This window comes from Nocardia sp. NPDC051787 (genome assembly GCF_040681325.1).
GTDB lineage: Bacteria > Actinomycetota > Actinomycetes > Mycobacteriales > Mycobacteriaceae > Nocardia.
Window position 1 is genome coordinate 57,667 of the sequence record NZ_JBFAYO010000029.1, and the last position, 14,221, is coordinate 71,887.

Genomic DNA, 14,221 nt, shown 5'->3' on the forward strand with positions numbered 1-14,221 from the left:
GTAAACGCTGATCGTCTCTGCGCACGAGGTGCTCGCCGTGTCGTGCGAGTGGGGACCGGCCGCGGAGGCTGCACGCGCTTCACCATCAGGCGGCACCCCGTCTGTCGCTGACGCGCGCTCCGCGACGCCTGGTCCCTCCACTGCGAAACGGTCGCGTGACCCGGGATCAGGCGGGTTCGATGCGGGCGGGGACGTGTTTGTGCCAGGGGGTGCCCGCGATGGCGTCGCGCCAGGTGAGGTCGGTGAGTTCGTTGGCGGCGACGCCGACGCGCTGTGTGCCGTTATCGGTGGGTAGGTCGAGGCCTAGTCCGTTGGGTAGGGAGGCGTGGCCGGGTTGCATGCGGTCGGTGATGTCGACGGCGGCGATGGCGCTGCCGCGGCGGGTGGTGATGCGGGCGCGGTCGCCGGTGGTGAGGCCGAGGCGGGTGGCGTCGTCGGGGTTGAGGCGCAGTGCGCCTTCGGGGTCGCGGCGGCGCCAGGTGTTGTCGCGGAAGATGGTGTTGGCGGTGAAGGAGCGCCGCTCCCCCGCGGCGAGGACGAACGGGAATTCCGCGGTGGTGTGGGTGGCGGGTGTGGCGGCGAGTTCGCGTAGGGCGTGCAGGAGTTCGGGGATGGCGAGGGGGATGCGTTTGTCGGAGTGTGGCAGGTAGTCCCAGGCGTCGGTGTAGTCGTCGATGGTGAAGGTGACTCCGGACCGGCTGGTGAGGATGGCGTCGAACAATGCGTCGGCGTCGCGGTGTCCGGCGCGGCGCAGTGCCGTCGGGTAGACCTTGGCGACGCGTTGGGCCAGCGCCCACAGCACGGCGGCGGAGCGGGCGCCGTTGGGCAGGGTGGGGCCGAGGGTTTCGTACAGCACGTAGGGGGCCAGGCCGCCGAGGGACTTGTCGATGGCCAGCAGTGCGGCGAAGGTCCAGGCGTAGGGGCGTCTTCCGAGCCTCGCCGCGGCGCGCAGCAGCCGGAGTTTGCCGCGGCCGACGGCGCCGAGTTCGCGCAGCAGCCGGGCGTAGATTTCCGGTTCGGGCAGGGTGCCCGGCAGTGGGTCGAGGACGGGGACGCGTAGGTGGAAGGTGTTGTGCGGGAATTCGAGGTTGAAGAAGGTGGCTTCCCATTTCTCGAATTGGCTGGCCGCGGGCAGGACGTAGTCTGCGTGCCGGGCGGTTTCGGTGAGGGCGACGTCGATGACGATGACCAGGTCGAGTGCGTCCAGTGCGTCGCGGAAGGCGGCGGAGTCGGCCAGCGAGTGGGCCGGGTTGGCGGACTCGATGATCATGGCACGGAACCGGTCGGGGTGGTCGGTGCGGATCTCTTCGGCGATGCTGTTGCACGGCAGCATGCCGCCGAAAAGGGGTGCGCCGGTGACCGGGCTGCGTTTGATCTGCCGGCTGTAACCGGCCAGTGGCGCCATCCACGAATGGGGTTGCATGCCGCCGGGTTTGGCGAAGTTGCCGGTGAGCAGCCACAGCAGTTTGTTCAGGTAGGAGATGAGGGTGCTGTTGGGGCTCTGCTGGACGCCGAGGTCTTCGTAGGTGGCGACGCTGGCGGCGGTGCCGATGCGGTGGGCGGTGCTGCGCAGCAGGTGTTCGGGGATGCCGCAGATTTCCGCGTAGGCGGCGACGTCGATGTGTGCGAGGTCGGCGAGGACGGTGTCGGAGCCGGTGGTGTGGTCGGTGAGGAAGGTGCGGTCGAGGAGGTCGTTTTGCACGAGGACGGCGAGCAGGGCGGCCATGCACCAGGCGTCGGTGCCGGGGCGCACCTGGAGGTGGATGTCGGCGAGGTCGGCGGTTTCGGTGCGGACCGGGTCGATGACGATCATGGTGCGGGCAGGGTCTTTGGCGATCTGTTGCAGGACGGTGCGGGCGCGTGGGACGCCGTGTGATTGCCAGGGGTTCTTGCCGAGGAAGATCGAGACTTCGGCGTGTTCGAAGTCGCCGGTGGTGTGTCCGCCGGTGAGGTGGGCGTCGACCCAGCCTTCGCCGGTTTTCTCCTGGGCCAGGGCGCTGGAGCGGTAGCGGCTGCCGAGGGCGCGGCGCAGGGCGGTGCTGTATGCGCCGCCGAGGTGGTTGCCTTGTCCCCCGCCGCCGTAGTAGAAGATCTTGTCGCCGCCGTAGCTGTTCTTGACCTTGGTCAGTCGTGCGGCGACTTCGGAAATCGCGGTGTCCCAGTCGATTTCGGTGAAGCTGCCGTCGGGTTCGCGGCGCAGCGGGGTGGTGAGCCTGGTTCCGCCGTTCTGGTAGTGGTCCAGCCGCAGTGCTTTGTTGCAGGTGTAGCCGGCGGAGGCGACGTGGTCTTTGTCGCCGCGGATCTTGGCGAAGCGGCGGTCGTCGAGCTGGATGAGCAGTCCGCAGTTGTTCTCGCAGAGGATGCAGGCGGTCTTGTGCCACGCTTCGGTGGCTGGCGGTGTGGTGGGTGTGGTCATTTGCTCACCTGGTCTACGCGGGTGCCGTCCAGCCATGGTTTCGGGTCGGCGAGGAATGGGGTGTCGGCGAGGCGGTCGAGGTCCTCGAAGAAGGCTTTGGTGGTGCGGGCGGCCGCGGCGGTGGTGCCGACGGAGACGAATCCGGCCTGTTCGCTGTCCAGGCCGCGGGACAGTGACTTGTCGGTGCCGAAGTAGACGGCGCGTTTGAGTTCGGCGATGACGACGGGGTTGCGGGCGGCCAGGCGGACGGCGGTCGCCTGGGTTTCGGCGAGGAGTTCCTCGGCGGCGACCACACGGTGCACCAGCCCCAGGCGCAGGGCTTCCTGCGCGGTGACGGGCGCGCCTTCGAGGGTGACCTCGATGGCTTTGGCGGCGCCGAGCAGGCGGGTCAGGCGTTGGGTCGCTCCGCCGCCGGGGATGAGGTTGGCCAGTGTCTCGATCTGGCCGAGGCGGACGTGGTCGGCGTCGGCGGCGTAGCGCAGGTCGCAGGACAGGGCGATCTCGTGGCCGCCGCCGAGTGCGGGTCCGTTGATGGCGGCGAGGTAGGCGACGCCGGAGCGGTTCATCCGCAAGGTGGTGCGTTTCCAGCGGTAGCCCCAGACCAGTCCCGCGCCGAGTCCGCCGCCGCGGCGTTCGACCAGTGCCGCCGCGCCGGGCAGGCGCAGCGCGGCCGTGGTGGCGCGCAGGAACGGTGCCGCGGCGCGGGCGGGGATGAACGGGTGCGGCAGGTCGATCATGCCGCTGAGGGCGGCGGGGTCGGCGTGGGTGAGGAAGCGGCCGGGTAGTCCGCCGGTGAGCACGACTGCGCCGACGGTGTCGTCGGCGTCGACGGCGGCGGTGAGGGTGTCGAGGTCGCGGACGACTGCCGGGGTGACGAAGTTCCACGGTGGTGCCACGACGCGCGCGGTGAGTACTCGCCCGTCTCGTTCGAGTTCGATGGTCTCCAGGTGCAGGTCGGCGGCGGACATCGGCGGCTCCTTCGGTGCGCGTGTCAGCGGTCGGAACGCGAGAGTGTGCCCGGGCGAAGGTGTTTCGAGGGGTGCGCGGCCCGGTACCGACTATGGCATACACCATAATGGGTGTGTCAAGGGGTGGGCGGCGCGCGTCGCGGGACTGCGAGCGGATGCCGCGGTGGCAGCTGTCGCGGTTCGCGCCGGTCAGTGGGCGGCGGATACCAGTTCGCGCAGTTCGCGGACCGCGTCGTCGAGGGGGGTGATATCGCGGCGGACCCGGCACAGTGCGATAGCGCCCTCGAATGCGGCGACGGTCAGGGTGGCCAGGCGGAACGCGCGGTCGGCGGGCACGTCGTGGCGCTGGAGCATCTCGGTGAGCGCGTGGTGCCAGCGCTGGAAGATCTCCCCGGCGACGCGGGCGAATTCCGGTGCGTCGTCGTTGGTTTCTACGGCGACGGCGAAGATGGGGCAGCCGGCGCGGAAGTCGGTGTCGAGCAGGGTGCGCCGCCACAGCGCCGCGAATCGGTCCAGGGCGGTGGCAGGGTCGTTGTCGTTGGTGAGGCGCTCGATGAATGCCGACATCAGCTCCCCCGCGGTGCTGACCGCCTCGGTGATCAGTTCGGTGCGTCCGCCGGGAAAGTGGTGGTACACCGAGCCGCGTGGCGCGCCGGTGGCCGCGAGTACCCGGTCCACGCTGGTGGCGCTGGCGCCGTGTACGCGCAGTGAGTCGATTGCGCCGTCGATCATCCGCCGCCGCGCGTCCCCGGGCCGGGGGCGTGGGGAGCTGTCGCTGCGGGCTCGGCGTGTCGCTGCCATACCGCCATACTATGGCGTCTGCCATAAAGGTCGTCGCGGTCTCGGCCGCGACGACCTTTCCGGCCGTGTTCAGGAGGTGGGCTTGTCCACCCGGTTGCCGTGGAATTCCAGCAGGGCCGCGAGGGTCTGCTCGGGTGCTTCCAGTTGCGGGTAGTGGCCGATGCGTGGCAGTTCCACCACGTCGGGGTCGGTGATCAGCTGGCGGTAGCGGCGCACCATGTGGCCGCCGGAGACCGGGTCGGCCAGTCCGTCGATGAGCCGGATCGGTACCTGGGCCTGCTGCAGGGAGCCCACCCAGCGCTGCCGGTGCTTGCGGCGCTCGGCCATGTAGCGGATCAGCTTGTGGCCGTTGCGTTTACCGTGCTTGCTGCACCACAGCAGCCAGAACTGGTGGAGTTCGGCGTCGGTGGGTTCGGTGTCGGGTCCGAATACCGCCGACAGGCTGCGGTGGAAGGTGCTCTCGGTGCCGAGCACCCCGACCAGCGGTCCGAACGGACTGGCCAGCAGCCGCTGGACCAGCCGCGCGCGGTGGGTTTCCGGGAACAGGCCGCCGTTGAGCAGGCACACCGATTCCAGCACCAGCGATTCGTCACCGGCCGCGCGGCGTTCGGCGTCGCGGGCGAGCAGTTCCTGGGCGACGGTGTCGCCGTAGTCGTGGGCGAGCACGTGGAATCGCTGGATGCCCTGCTCGCGCAGCAGGTTCTCGTGGATGTCGGCTTGGTCGGCGATGCGGTAGTCGTAGTGGCGCGGTTTCGCCGACCATCCGAAGCCGATCATGTCCAGGGCGATGACCCGCGCGAAGCGTTCGCACAGGCTGGGCCAGATGCGGTGCCAGTCCCAGGACGCGGTGGGGAATCCGTGGATGCACACCAGCGTCCCGTCCGTGCCGCCGCCCCCGTCGCGCCAGAAGATCTGGTGGCCGCGATGTGTGAGACGTCGTCCGTTCGCCCGCCAGGCCGCGAACTCCTCCATGTCTACCTCCTCGTCGCCGACAAGCATGGCGCGTGTGAGCGCCCGGGCACAGTAATTCGGTCGACCGCGCACGTGTCATGTACCGCGCGGGCCGTTTGCCGATCGTGCGCTCTGCGAGAATTCCACTGTGGACGTCGCGATCGGCTTGGTTGTTCTCGTTGCGTCGGCGGCCGCGTTGGCGGCGCTGGCGCGTCGGTTCGGGGTATCCGAGCCGCTGGTTCTGACGCTGGCCGGGGTGGCGGCCTCGTATCTGCCGTTCGTGCCGGAGATCCACCTGGAGCCGGAGATCATTCTGCTCGGTTTCCTGCCTCCTTTGCTGTATACCGCCGCGATTCGCACGTCGCTGGTGGATTTCCGGGCCGATGTGCGCACGATCGCGTTGTTGTCGGTGGGGCTGGTGTTGTTCACGACGTTCGTCGTGGCGGTGGTGGTGTGGTGGCTGCTGCCGGTGCCGTTCGCGGTCGCGGTGGCGCTGGGGGCGGTGGTGGCTCCGCCGGACGCGGTGGCCGCGACGGCGGTGGCGCGCCGGATCGGGATGCCGCGGCGGATCGTCACGATCCTGGAAGACGAGTCGCTGTTCAACGACGCCACCGCGCTGGTGGCGTTGCGGACCGCGTCGGCGGCGATGGTGGGGGTGGTGTCGATCTGGGAGGCGGGTGCGGATTTCGCGCTCGCGGCCGGTGGCGGCGCGGTGGTCGGGATCGTCGTGGCCTATCTGCTGGCGCTGCTGCGGCGGCGCATCACCGATCCGGTGCTGGATACGACGTTGTCGTTTCTCGCGCCGTTCGTGGTGTATCTGCCTGCCGAGGGCATCCACGCTTCGGGCGTGATCGCGGTGGTCACCTGCGGCATGATTCTCGGGCACAACGCGCCGGTGTGGCAGAGCGCGGCGTCGCGGATCGCCGAGCGCACCAATTGGCGGACCATCCAGTTCATTCTGGAGAGCGCGGTGTTCGTTCTGATCGGGTTGCAGGTGCGCGCGATCCTGGAGGGGGCTTGGCGCAGCGGGCTCGATCATCGCACTGTGGTGCTCGCGGCGCTGGCGGTGCTGGCGGCGACAGTGCTGGCACGGCCGGTGTGGGTGTTCGGTTCGTCGCTGCTGTCACGCAGTCTCGGGATGGGTGGCGCGGTGCCGCCGAGTCATTTGGTCGTGGTGTCGTGGGCAGGCATGCGCGGTGTGGTGACGTTGGCGGCGGTGTTGTTGTTGCCGCAGGACACTCCGCAGTTGCCGGTGCTGAAGCTGCTGGCGCTGGTGGTGGTGGCGGGAACGCTGCTGCTGCAAGGCACGTCGCTGCCGTGGCTGGTGCGGTGGCTGCGGTTGCGCGGGCCCAGCCGCGCCGAGGACGCGTTGCAGAAAGCCAATCTGATGCAGCAGGCGACCGCGGCGGGTCTGGCCGTGCTCGAGGCGCGAGTCACGCCCGATACCCCGCCCGGCGTGGTGGAGATGTTGCGTGATCGCGTCACGTGGAAGACCAACGCCGCCTGGGAGCGGCTCGGGCGGGCGGAATCGGAGCTGGTCACGCCCACCGCCGAGTACCGGCGGCTGCGGTTGGAGATGTTGCGCGCCGAACGCGAAACCGTATTGCGGGTACGGGATTCGGGCACGGTGGATCATGAGATCCTGCAATACGTGCTGGCCCGGTTGGACTTGGAAGAGTCCATGATCGACCGCTACGACGAGACCGAGGAAGAGCGTGTCGAACCGCTGGCGGCGCCGCCGACCGACGACACCTGCGTGCATCTGCGTTCCGCGCCTTTGGTGCGGACCAACGCCGGGCCCGACGAATGCGCCGAGTGCCTCGCGGAAGGGCTGAACTGGGTACATCTGCGCATGTGCTTGTCCTGCGGGCATGTCGCCTGCTGCGATTCTTCGCCGGGCAACCACGCGAGCAGGCACTACGCCGGCAGCGGGCACCCGGTGATGCGCAGCGTGGAGCCGGGCGAGGCGTGGCGGTGGTGTTATGTCGATGAGCTGCTCGGGTAGGCCGCGGGGTTCAGCGGCGGGCGTGGGAGTAGATCAGGCGCGCGTATTCGGCCAGCAGCCCGTCCAGTGAGAGGTCCTCGCCGCCCGCGGCGATCTGCTGGTAGCCGACGAGCATCGCCATGCCCAGTGAGGTGACCACGGCGGCGGTGTCGTCGTCACCGACGACGCCTTTGACCGCTTTGTGCACGGTGCGCCTGCGGGATTCGTCGACGCGTTTGAGGGCGAGATTGACCGATTCGTCGTTCCCGGCCCAGGCGCGGATCGCGGCTTCGGCGGCGTGGTGCAGTCCGGCGGCGAGGTCGGACATGGCGCGGATGTCGTCATCGGGGTTGCCCTGGTTGAACGGCATCGTCCCCAGGATGCGCACCTGACGGTTCTCCCAGTGGTCGAGCAAGGCGTCGACGAATCCCTGCCAGCTGCCGAAGTGGTGGTAGAACGACCCGCTGGTGACGCCGAGCCGACGACACAGCACGCCGATGTTCAGGCCCTTGAAGCCGAATTCGGCGAGCACCTCCAAGCCGGTGGCGAAGTACTGCTCCTTGGTGACCACACGTGACATTCGCGGCGCCGTTCTCTTCGTTCGGGCAGGGTGGGTGAGGGACCGAACAGTACCCCATCGTAGCGTCCGCCGGACGGCGCCGGGCGAAGTACCGCGGCGTATCCCTGAGTACCCCTCGGTACCTGTTACTAGCTGAAATAGCTAGCGCCACTGGACTATCTGGTCTGCGGGGGGCGATGAGGAAAATAACAGAGCAAATGCTCTGTTATAGTGGCGTCATGCCCCGACCCCGGACGCACGATCCCGACACCGTGCTGGACGCCGCGGAATCACTGGCCGTTCGCTGCGGCCCTGCGGCGGTCACCACGCGCGCGGTCGCGGCCGCCACCGGCATATCCAACGGCGCGATCTACCACACCTTCGGATCGCGCGCGGAACTACTCGGCCGCACCTGGTTACGCGCGGCGCGCCGATTCCTCGACCTGCAAACCGCGCTGGTCGAGACGGCGCTGGGCAGCACTGACGACGTCGAGGCCGTGGTCGCGGCCGCCGAGGCGCCCGCGGTGTTCGCCGAGCGGCATCCGGATTCCTCGCGGCTGCTGCTCGCTGTGCGGCGTGAGGAGTTGCTCGGCGAGCTGCCCGAGGGCGTCGCCGCCGAACTCGCCGCGACCGATGGAATGCTGGTCGAGCTGATGATCCGATTGTCGCGACACCTGTGGCAGCGCGGTGACCGCCGCGCCGTCGACGTGATCACCCTGTGCCTGGTCGACCTGCCCACCGCCGTGCTGCTGCGCCGTGAGCGGCTCGCCGATCCCCGTGCGCGGGAATATCTGCGCAGCGCCGTGCGCGCCGTCCTCACGGTCGGCCCGCCACCCTGACGATCCCCCTGTCCCCCAAACCCCAACCCAAGGATCACCATGCCTACACTCGATTACCACGACAAGATCGCCGTCCTGGATCTGGGCGGCGACGAAAACCGTTTCTCCCCCGCCTTTCTGGAACAGGTGGGCGCCCACGTGGATACCGCGCTCGCCGACGGCGCCGAAGGTCTGGTCACCACCGCGGGCGGCAAGTTCTACTCCAACGGACTGGATCTGGAGTGGCTGGGCGCGAACGCTGAACGCGCCGAGTGGTACGTCGGGCAGGTGCAGGCGCTGTTCGCGCGGATCCTCACTTTGCCGGTGCCCACCGCGGCGGCGCTGCCCGGCCACGCGTTCGGCGCGGGCGCCATGCTCGCCATCGCCCACGACTACCGCGTCATGCGCGCCGACCGCGGCTATTTCTGCTTCCCCGAGGTCGACATCCGCATCCCCTTCACGCCTGGCATGGCCGCACTCATCCAGGCCAAGCTCACTCCGAAGACCGCGGTGGCCTCGATGACCACCGGGCGCCGCTTCGGTGGCATCGACGCCACGGCCGCCGACATCGTCGACACCACCGCCGCCGAAGGCGCCGTGACCGAGACCGCGCTGGCCCTGCTGGCTCCGCTGGGCGGAAAAGACCCCGGCACCCTCGGCGCGATCAAGAACACCATGTACGCCAGAGCTGTCGCGGCATTGACCGTCTAGACCGCCGCAGTCAAGCGGTCACGTCTCGGCTGGCCGCTCGCTACACCGAATCGGTTGCGGGAGAGCCGGTTCGGTGGATGCGGGCGGAAAGTCCGCTGCTCCGAAACAGTCGAAACGCCCCACACGCCCCGGTCGGGCACTTACTGTCTGGGAAAGCTGGATGTCACTGAACGAGGTGGGCGATGACCGAACCGAACACGTCTTGTGCCGCATTCCAACGCAGCGCGGCGATCGATCCGGACGCGGTGGCCGTCCGTTCCATCGGCGGCGATCGGACGCTGACCTGGCGGGAGTACGCCGAGCAGGTCCGCGCGGTCGCGGGCGGTCTGGCCGCCCTCGGCGTCGGGCGCGGCGACACCGTGGCGCTGATGATGGGCAACCGGGTGGAGTTCTATCCGATCGAGGTCGGCGCGCAGCACACCGGCGCGACCTCGTTCTCGGTGTACAACACCCTGTCGCCCGAGCAGCTGAACTACGTGTTCGGCAACGCCGGCAATCAGGTGGTGGTGTGTGAACAGCAGTATGTCGAGCGCATCCGGCGCTCGGGCGCGCCGATCGAAACCATCGTCTGCATCGACGGCACCCCCGACGGCACGCTGGGCCTGGATGAGCTGAAGGCCATGAGCCGCCCGGATTTCGACTTCGAAGCCACCTGGCGCGCTGTGCGCCCAGAGGACGTGCTCACCCTCGTCTACACCTCCGGCACCACCGGGAATCCGAAGGGTGTCGAGATCACCCATGCCAATCTGCTGGCCGAAGCGCGCGAGTTCCATGCGGTGCTGCCGGTCGAGTTCGGCGACCGGCAGACCTCCTATCTGCCGTCGGCGCACATGGCCGACCGGTTCTGTTCGCTGTATCTGCAGCAGGTGTACGGCACGCAGATCACCGTGGTGCCCGACCGGTCGCTGCTGCCCGCCGCGCTGGCCGACGTGCACCCCACGATCTGGGGTGCGGTGCCCCGGGTGTGGGAGAAGCTGAAGGCGGCCATCGAGTTCTCCGTGGCCAGCGAATCCGACGACGCCACCCGCGGTGCGCTGGAGTGGGCGCTGGATGTGGCGGCCCGCAAGGCCGGCGCGCAGCTGCGCGGGGAACCGATCGACGCGCCGCTGGCCGCCGAATGGGCGAAGGCCGACGAGCGGGTGCTGTCCGGGTTGCGCGCGAAAATCGGTCTGGACCAACTGAAATGGGCGATGTCGGGTGCCGCGCCGATTCCGCCGCAGACGCTCGGGTTCTTCTTCGGGATCGGCATTCCGATCTCGGAGATCTGGGGCATGTCGGAGCTCACGTGCGTGGCGAGTGCCTGTTCACCGCAGCAGGCGCGGTTGGGTTCGGTCGGCCGGATGCTGCCCGGAATGCAGTGGCGCATCGCCGAAGACGGTGAATTCTTGGTGCGCGGGCCGTTGGTGATGAAGGGCTATCGGAAGGAGCCGCAGAAGACCGCGGAGGCGCTGGACCCCGACGGGTGGCTGCACACCGGCGATATCTTGTCCGTCGACGACGACGGCTACCTGCGGGTGGTCGACCGCAAGAAAGAGCTGATCATCAACTCGGCCGGAAAGAACATGTCTCCGGCCAACATCGAGAACGCGATCAAAGCCGCGACCCCGTTGGTCGGCGCGATAGCGGTGATCGGCGAGGCCCGCCCGTACAACACGGCGCTGATCGTCATCGATGCCGAAACCGCTGCGCTGTATGCCGCCAAGCATGGTCTGCCGGACGCGTCGGCCGCGACGCTGGCGGCTGATGCCGGTGTGGTCGCCGAGATCGCGCGCGGTGTTGCCGCGGGCAACGCGACGCTGTCGCGGGTCGAGCAGATCAAACGGTTCACCGTGCTGCCGACGTTCTGGGAGCCCGGCGGTGACGAGGTGACCTTGACGATGAAGTTGCGTCGCAAGCCGATCGCGGCCAAGTACGCCGAGCAGATCGCGTTGCTCTACGCCGGCGACCCGGCCGAGACCGTGCACCAACCGGAGGGGCAGCAGGCGCGGTTGTAGCGAATCCGTGCGGACGGCAACCGCGGGCGCTGTGCTCACAACGTGAAAGTGAGCCGCTGGGGTCGTATGTAGTCGGACGGATCGTGCAGGGTCCGCAGGTCGGGTCGGCGCGTGACGGGAATCCGGGCCAGTTCGGCGCGCAACGGTACGTCGTAGGTCGCGGCGCTCGCGGTGAGGCCGGGTAGCCAGTTGTCGTGATGGCTCGGCACGAACAGCGCCGGGGTGAGCGCCTGGATGTAGGTGCGCGGATCGCGCAGGCCGTTGCTGATCTGGTTGTAGCCTTGCACCGCGCCGATCTGCACGTCGGTGGCGGGCAGTGCGGCGAGGGTGTCGAGCACGTGCGGGGCGCGCTCGGTGAGCGGACCCGTGGAGTCGTGCCAGACCAGCGTGAGGCCCGGCACCCGGAACTGATACAGCAGCACCCCGCCCTCCCGGTCACGCAGGCGCGGAAACCCTTGCAGGACGCCGCTGAGGGTCGGCGGATGCGTGAGCACGATCCCGGGTTGTGGGCGGGGAAAGAACCGCGGTGATCCGTCGATCGGGTCCGGCGGGGTGCGCGCGGAGTGCAGATGGCGGACGACGGTCACTTCGACCGCGCCGACGGCGAAGTCGTCGCGGGCGCCGATCGGTGTGTCCGCGTCGCCGTGCGTGGCGGTCGCGAACGCCGGATCGGTGACTTGCGCGGCGATGGTCGCGCAGTGTTCGGCGGTGCCGTGCACGGTGGCGCCGCTGGCCTGTGCGATGCGGGCGGCGTCACCGGCGTGGTCGAAGTGCCCGTGGCCGATGAAGATCGCCGCGGGGGCCAGGTCCACCAGATCCTGCGGCGTCGCCGGAACATATCCGGTGCTGGTCAGCCGCGGCACCCACGCGTCGAGCAGGAATACCGAACCCCCGATGGCCACGGCGTAGGTGGTGCATCCGATCCAGGACAGCACCACCCGATCGGTCCGCGGCGCGCCCGATTCGCCGTCGATGCTGTCGGCGCCGAAGAAGCGGACACGGGCCGCGATCGTGCGCGGATCGGTCGGTCCGGCGGCGGGCTGCAACTGACCGGCCGCGAGCATCGCCAGTTTGCCGCCGTGCCCGAACAGGCCCAGTCCAGGAATCTTGCCCACGCCGGTAGCCCATCACGGACTCCCGAGTGCGGGCAAGCGGCGGGCCCCGGAAATTTCTGGCCGCGCAGGGGCTTTACAGGCGGATGCCCAGCAGTGCGTCGACGGCGGTGGTGATCAGTGCGGGCGCTGCGCTGTCCCGGCCGCCGTAGTCGATGGCCTGCCGGGCCCAGTTGTCCACCGCGTCGAGCGCTGAGGGGGTGTCCAGGTCGTCGGCCAGATGCTGACGCAGCCGCGCGACCGTGTCGGTGGCCGACGGGCCCGCCGTGAGCGCGGTGGCGTCGCGCCACAGCCGCAGGCGGTGCTGCGCGTGCTCGAGCAGCGTGGCGGTCCACATCCGGTCCTGGCGGTAGTGCCCGGCCAGCAGCGCCAGGCGGATAGCGGCCGGATCGACGCCGTCGCGGCGCAGCACCGACACCAGCACCAGGTTGCCCCTGGACTTCGACATCTTCTCCCCGTCCAGCCCGATCAGACCGGCGTGCACGTAGTGGCGGGCGAAGCGACGGCCCGCGATCAGCGACTCGGCGTGCGCGGCGGAGTACTCGTGGTGCGGGTAGATCAGGTCGCTGCCGCCGCCCTGGATGTCGAATTCCGGGCCGATGCGGTTGACCGCGATCGCCGAACACTCGATGTGCCAGCCGGGTCTGCCCGCGCCGAACGGGGCGGGCCAGGACGGCTCGCCGGGGCGGGCCGCGCGCCACAGCAGCGCGTCGATGGTGTCGCGTTTGCCCGGACGGTCCGGGTCGCCGCCGCGTTCGGCGAACAGCCGCTCCATGGTGGGGCGGTCGTAGCCGGATTCGTAACCGAACTGCTCGGTGGCGTCGGCCCGGAAGTAGATGTCCGGGTATTCGGGGTCCTCGACGATGTAGGCGGCGCCGGACGCCAGCAGTTTCTGCACGAATTCCACGACCTCGTCGATGGATTCGATCGCGCCCACGTACTCGCGCGGCGGCACGATCCGCAGGGCGGACATGTCCTCGCGGAACAGGTCGGTCTCCGCGGTGCCGAGCTCACGCCAGTCCACCCCGTCGCGTTCGGCGCGTTCGAACAGCGGGTCGTCGACGTCGGTGACGTTCTGCACGTAGTGCACGTCGTGGCCTGCGTCTCGCCACAGCCGGTTGACCAGGTCGAAGGTCAGGTAGGTCGCGGCGTGCCCGAGGTGGGTGGCGTCGTAGGGGGTGATCCCGCAGACGTACATGGTGGCGGTGGCGCCGGGAGTGACCGGCCGCACCTGCCGGTCGGCGGTGTCGTACAACCGCAACGGCGGTCCTGCTCCAGGGACGGCGGGTACGGCGGTGTCGGACCAGGACTGCATGCTTATGAGGGTAGAGGTGTGGCGGAGATCATCCGCCCCCGCCCTGGCGCCGCCCCCGCCCCGGCCTGTCCGCGGACCCGTCGCGACCTGCGTCTTTCAGCAAATCGTGGGATGTCAAGATTTTGGGTTCCGCTGAATCACCTGTCGCGGCGGGTGGGATCGGTGATCGTGTTGCGGGTGATCGCGAACGTCCCGTCCAGGTCCGGAATATCGGGATCGGTGTCGGCGAGGGCGATCTGGGTGAATTCGCCTCGCGCCACGTCGAACTCGAGTTCGTGATAGGCGACGGTATCGCCCCAGTCCGGGGAAGGCAACGAGATGAAGCGCATGGTGAACCGCCCGGAGTCCACCGAGCCTTCGGTGAGGACGTAGACGCCGAAGTGGTCTTCCCCCGCCGAGCTCAGCCAGTAGACGCCGTTGTCGTAGAGGTGCAGGTCGGTGTCGGGGTAGGGCTTCTTGTCGTAGAGATGCATGTAGTGCAACGCGAGCGTGTAGGTCGGCGCCCCGATGCTGACCTGTACGGTCGGTGCCGCACGGTCTCCGGTCGAGTGGGTCATCGGGTCCTCCTCGTCATCGCGCCGAGCGTTCGAGC

Annotated in this window: 12 protein-coding genes; 4 read left to right on the top strand and 8 right to left on the bottom strand. The window is 69.0% G+C overall.

Annotated features, from left to right (window positions below; all coding sequences use genetic code 11):
• Positions 1-166: 166 nt before the first annotated feature.
• The 4 genes from AB0M45_RS26425 to AB0M45_RS26440 all read right to left on the bottom strand — a co-directional run bounded on the left by AB0M45_RS26425 (position 167) and on the right by AB0M45_RS26440 (position 5,157).
• The gene (locus tag AB0M45_RS26425) at positions 167-2,416 is read right to left on the bottom strand and encodes a molybdopterin-dependent oxidoreductase (RefSeq protein WP_364334644.1); all 2,250 of its coding nucleotides are present in this window, start codon (positions 2,414-2,416) and stop codon (positions 167-169) included.
• A complete protein-coding gene (locus tag AB0M45_RS26430) occupies positions 2,413-3,384 on the bottom strand; it encodes an enoyl-CoA hydratase/isomerase family protein (RefSeq protein ID WP_364334647.1) in 972 nt (323 codons plus the stop codon). The genes AB0M45_RS26425 and AB0M45_RS26430 overlap by 4 nt, the downstream gene beginning before the upstream one ends.
• Positions 3,385-3,573: 189 nt before the next feature.
• The gene (locus AB0M45_RS26435) at positions 3,574-4,185 is read right to left on the bottom strand and encodes a TetR/AcrR family transcriptional regulator (RefSeq protein WP_364334650.1); all 612 of its coding nucleotides are present in this window, start codon (positions 4,183-4,185) and stop codon (positions 3,574-3,576) included.
• Between the two features lie 69 nt (positions 4,186-4,254).
• The gene (locus tag AB0M45_RS26440; protein WP_364334653.1) at positions 4,255-5,157 is read right to left on the bottom strand and encodes an alpha/beta hydrolase; all 903 of its coding nucleotides are present in this window, start codon (positions 5,155-5,157) and stop codon (positions 4,255-4,257) included.
• A 127-nt stretch (positions 5,158-5,284) separates the two neighbouring features.
• Here AB0M45_RS26440 and AB0M45_RS26445 point away from each other — a divergent pair, with 127 nt between their 5' ends.
• Entirely contained in the window at positions 5,285-7,141 is a 1,857-nt protein-coding gene (locus AB0M45_RS26445; protein ID WP_364334656.1) for a Na+/H+ antiporter, read from the top strand.
• Between the two features lie 10 nt (positions 7,142-7,151).
• On the opposite strand, the gene AB0M45_RS26450 is transcribed toward AB0M45_RS26445, so the two are convergent.
• Positions 7,152-7,700, bottom strand: coding sequence for a TetR/AcrR family transcriptional regulator (locus tag AB0M45_RS26450; protein ID WP_364334659.1), 549 nt, complete (start codon positions 7,698-7,700; stop codon positions 7,152-7,154).
• Positions 7,701-7,918: 218 nt separating this feature from the next.
• On the opposite strand from AB0M45_RS26450, the gene AB0M45_RS26455 reads away from it, so the two are divergent.
• The 3 genes from AB0M45_RS26455 to fadD11 all read left to right on the top strand — a co-directional run bounded on the left by AB0M45_RS26455 (position 7,919) and on the right by fadD11 (position 11,202).
• Positions 7,919-8,518 carry a TetR/AcrR family transcriptional regulator gene (locus AB0M45_RS26455; RefSeq protein WP_364334662.1) on the top strand — a complete coding sequence of 200 codons (600 nt, stop codon included), beginning with the start codon at positions 7,919-7,921 and terminating at the stop codon, positions 8,516-8,518.
• Between the two features lie 39 nt (positions 8,519-8,557).
• The gene (locus AB0M45_RS26460; RefSeq protein ID WP_364334665.1) at positions 8,558-9,208 is read left to right on the top strand and encodes an enoyl-CoA hydratase-related protein; all 651 of its coding nucleotides are present in this window, start codon (positions 8,558-8,560) and stop codon (positions 9,206-9,208) included.
• A gap of 182 nt (positions 9,209-9,390) precedes the next feature.
• Positions 9,391-11,202, top strand: coding sequence for a fatty acid--CoA ligase FadD11 (gene fadD11, locus AB0M45_RS26465; protein ID WP_364334669.1), 1,812 nt, complete (start codon positions 9,391-9,393; stop codon positions 11,200-11,202).
• Positions 11,203-11,237: 35 nt separating this feature from the next.
• On the opposite strand, the gene AB0M45_RS26470 is transcribed toward fadD11, so the two are convergent.
• From AB0M45_RS26470 to AB0M45_RS26480, 3 genes are all read right to left on the bottom strand, one after another.
• Complete coding sequence (locus tag AB0M45_RS26470; protein WP_364334672.1) at positions 11,238-12,317, bottom strand: MBL fold metallo-hydrolase; 1,080 nt, start codon at positions 12,315-12,317, stop codon at positions 11,238-11,240.
• Positions 12,318-12,390: 73 nt separating this feature from the next.
• A complete protein-coding gene (gene mshC, locus AB0M45_RS26475) occupies positions 12,391-13,629 on the bottom strand; it encodes a cysteine--1-D-myo-inosityl 2-amino-2-deoxy-alpha-D-glucopyranoside ligase (protein ID WP_364334675.1) in 1,239 nt (412 codons plus the stop codon).
• Between the two features lie 137 nt (positions 13,630-13,766).
• Positions 13,767-14,186, bottom strand: a complete 420-nt coding sequence (locus AB0M45_RS26480; RefSeq protein ID WP_364334678.1) for a hypothetical protein — start codon at positions 14,184-14,186, stop codon at positions 13,767-13,769.
• Between the last annotated feature and the right edge of the window lie 35 nt (positions 14,187-14,221).

Coding starts and splice junctions, on each gene's coding strand:
- AB0M45_RS26480 (WP_364334678.1), bottom strand. CDS start 14,186: ATGACCCACTCGACCGGAGACCGTGCGGCACCGACCGTACAGGTCAGC.
- mshC (WP_364334675.1), bottom strand. CDS start 13,629: ATGCAGTCCTGGTCCGACACCGCCGTACCCGCCGTCCCTGGAGCAGGA.
- AB0M45_RS26430 (WP_364334647.1), bottom strand. CDS start 3,384: ATGTCCGCCGCCGACCTGCACCTGGAGACCATCGAACTCGAACGAGAC.
- AB0M45_RS26460 (WP_364334665.1), top strand. CDS start 8,558: ATGCCTACACTCGATTACCACGACAAGATCGCCGTCCTGGATCTGGGC.
- AB0M45_RS26435 (WP_364334650.1), bottom strand. CDS start 4,185: ATGGCAGCGACACGCCGAGCCCGCAGCGACAGCTCCCCACGCCCCCGG.
- AB0M45_RS26425 (WP_364334644.1), bottom strand. CDS start 2,416: ATGACCACACCCACCACACCGCCAGCCACCGAAGCGTGGCACAAGACC.
- AB0M45_RS26450 (WP_364334659.1), bottom strand. CDS start 7,700: ATGTCACGTGTGGTCACCAAGGAGCAGTACTTCGCCACCGGCTTGGAG.
- fadD11 (WP_364334669.1), top strand. CDS start 9,391: ATGACCGAACCGAACACGTCTTGTGCCGCATTCCAACGCAGCGCGGCG.
- AB0M45_RS26440 (WP_364334653.1), bottom strand. CDS start 5,157: ATGGAGGAGTTCGCGGCCTGGCGGGCGAACGGACGACGTCTCACACAT.
- AB0M45_RS26455 (WP_364334662.1), top strand. CDS start 7,919: ATGCCCCGACCCCGGACGCACGATCCCGACACCGTGCTGGACGCCGCG.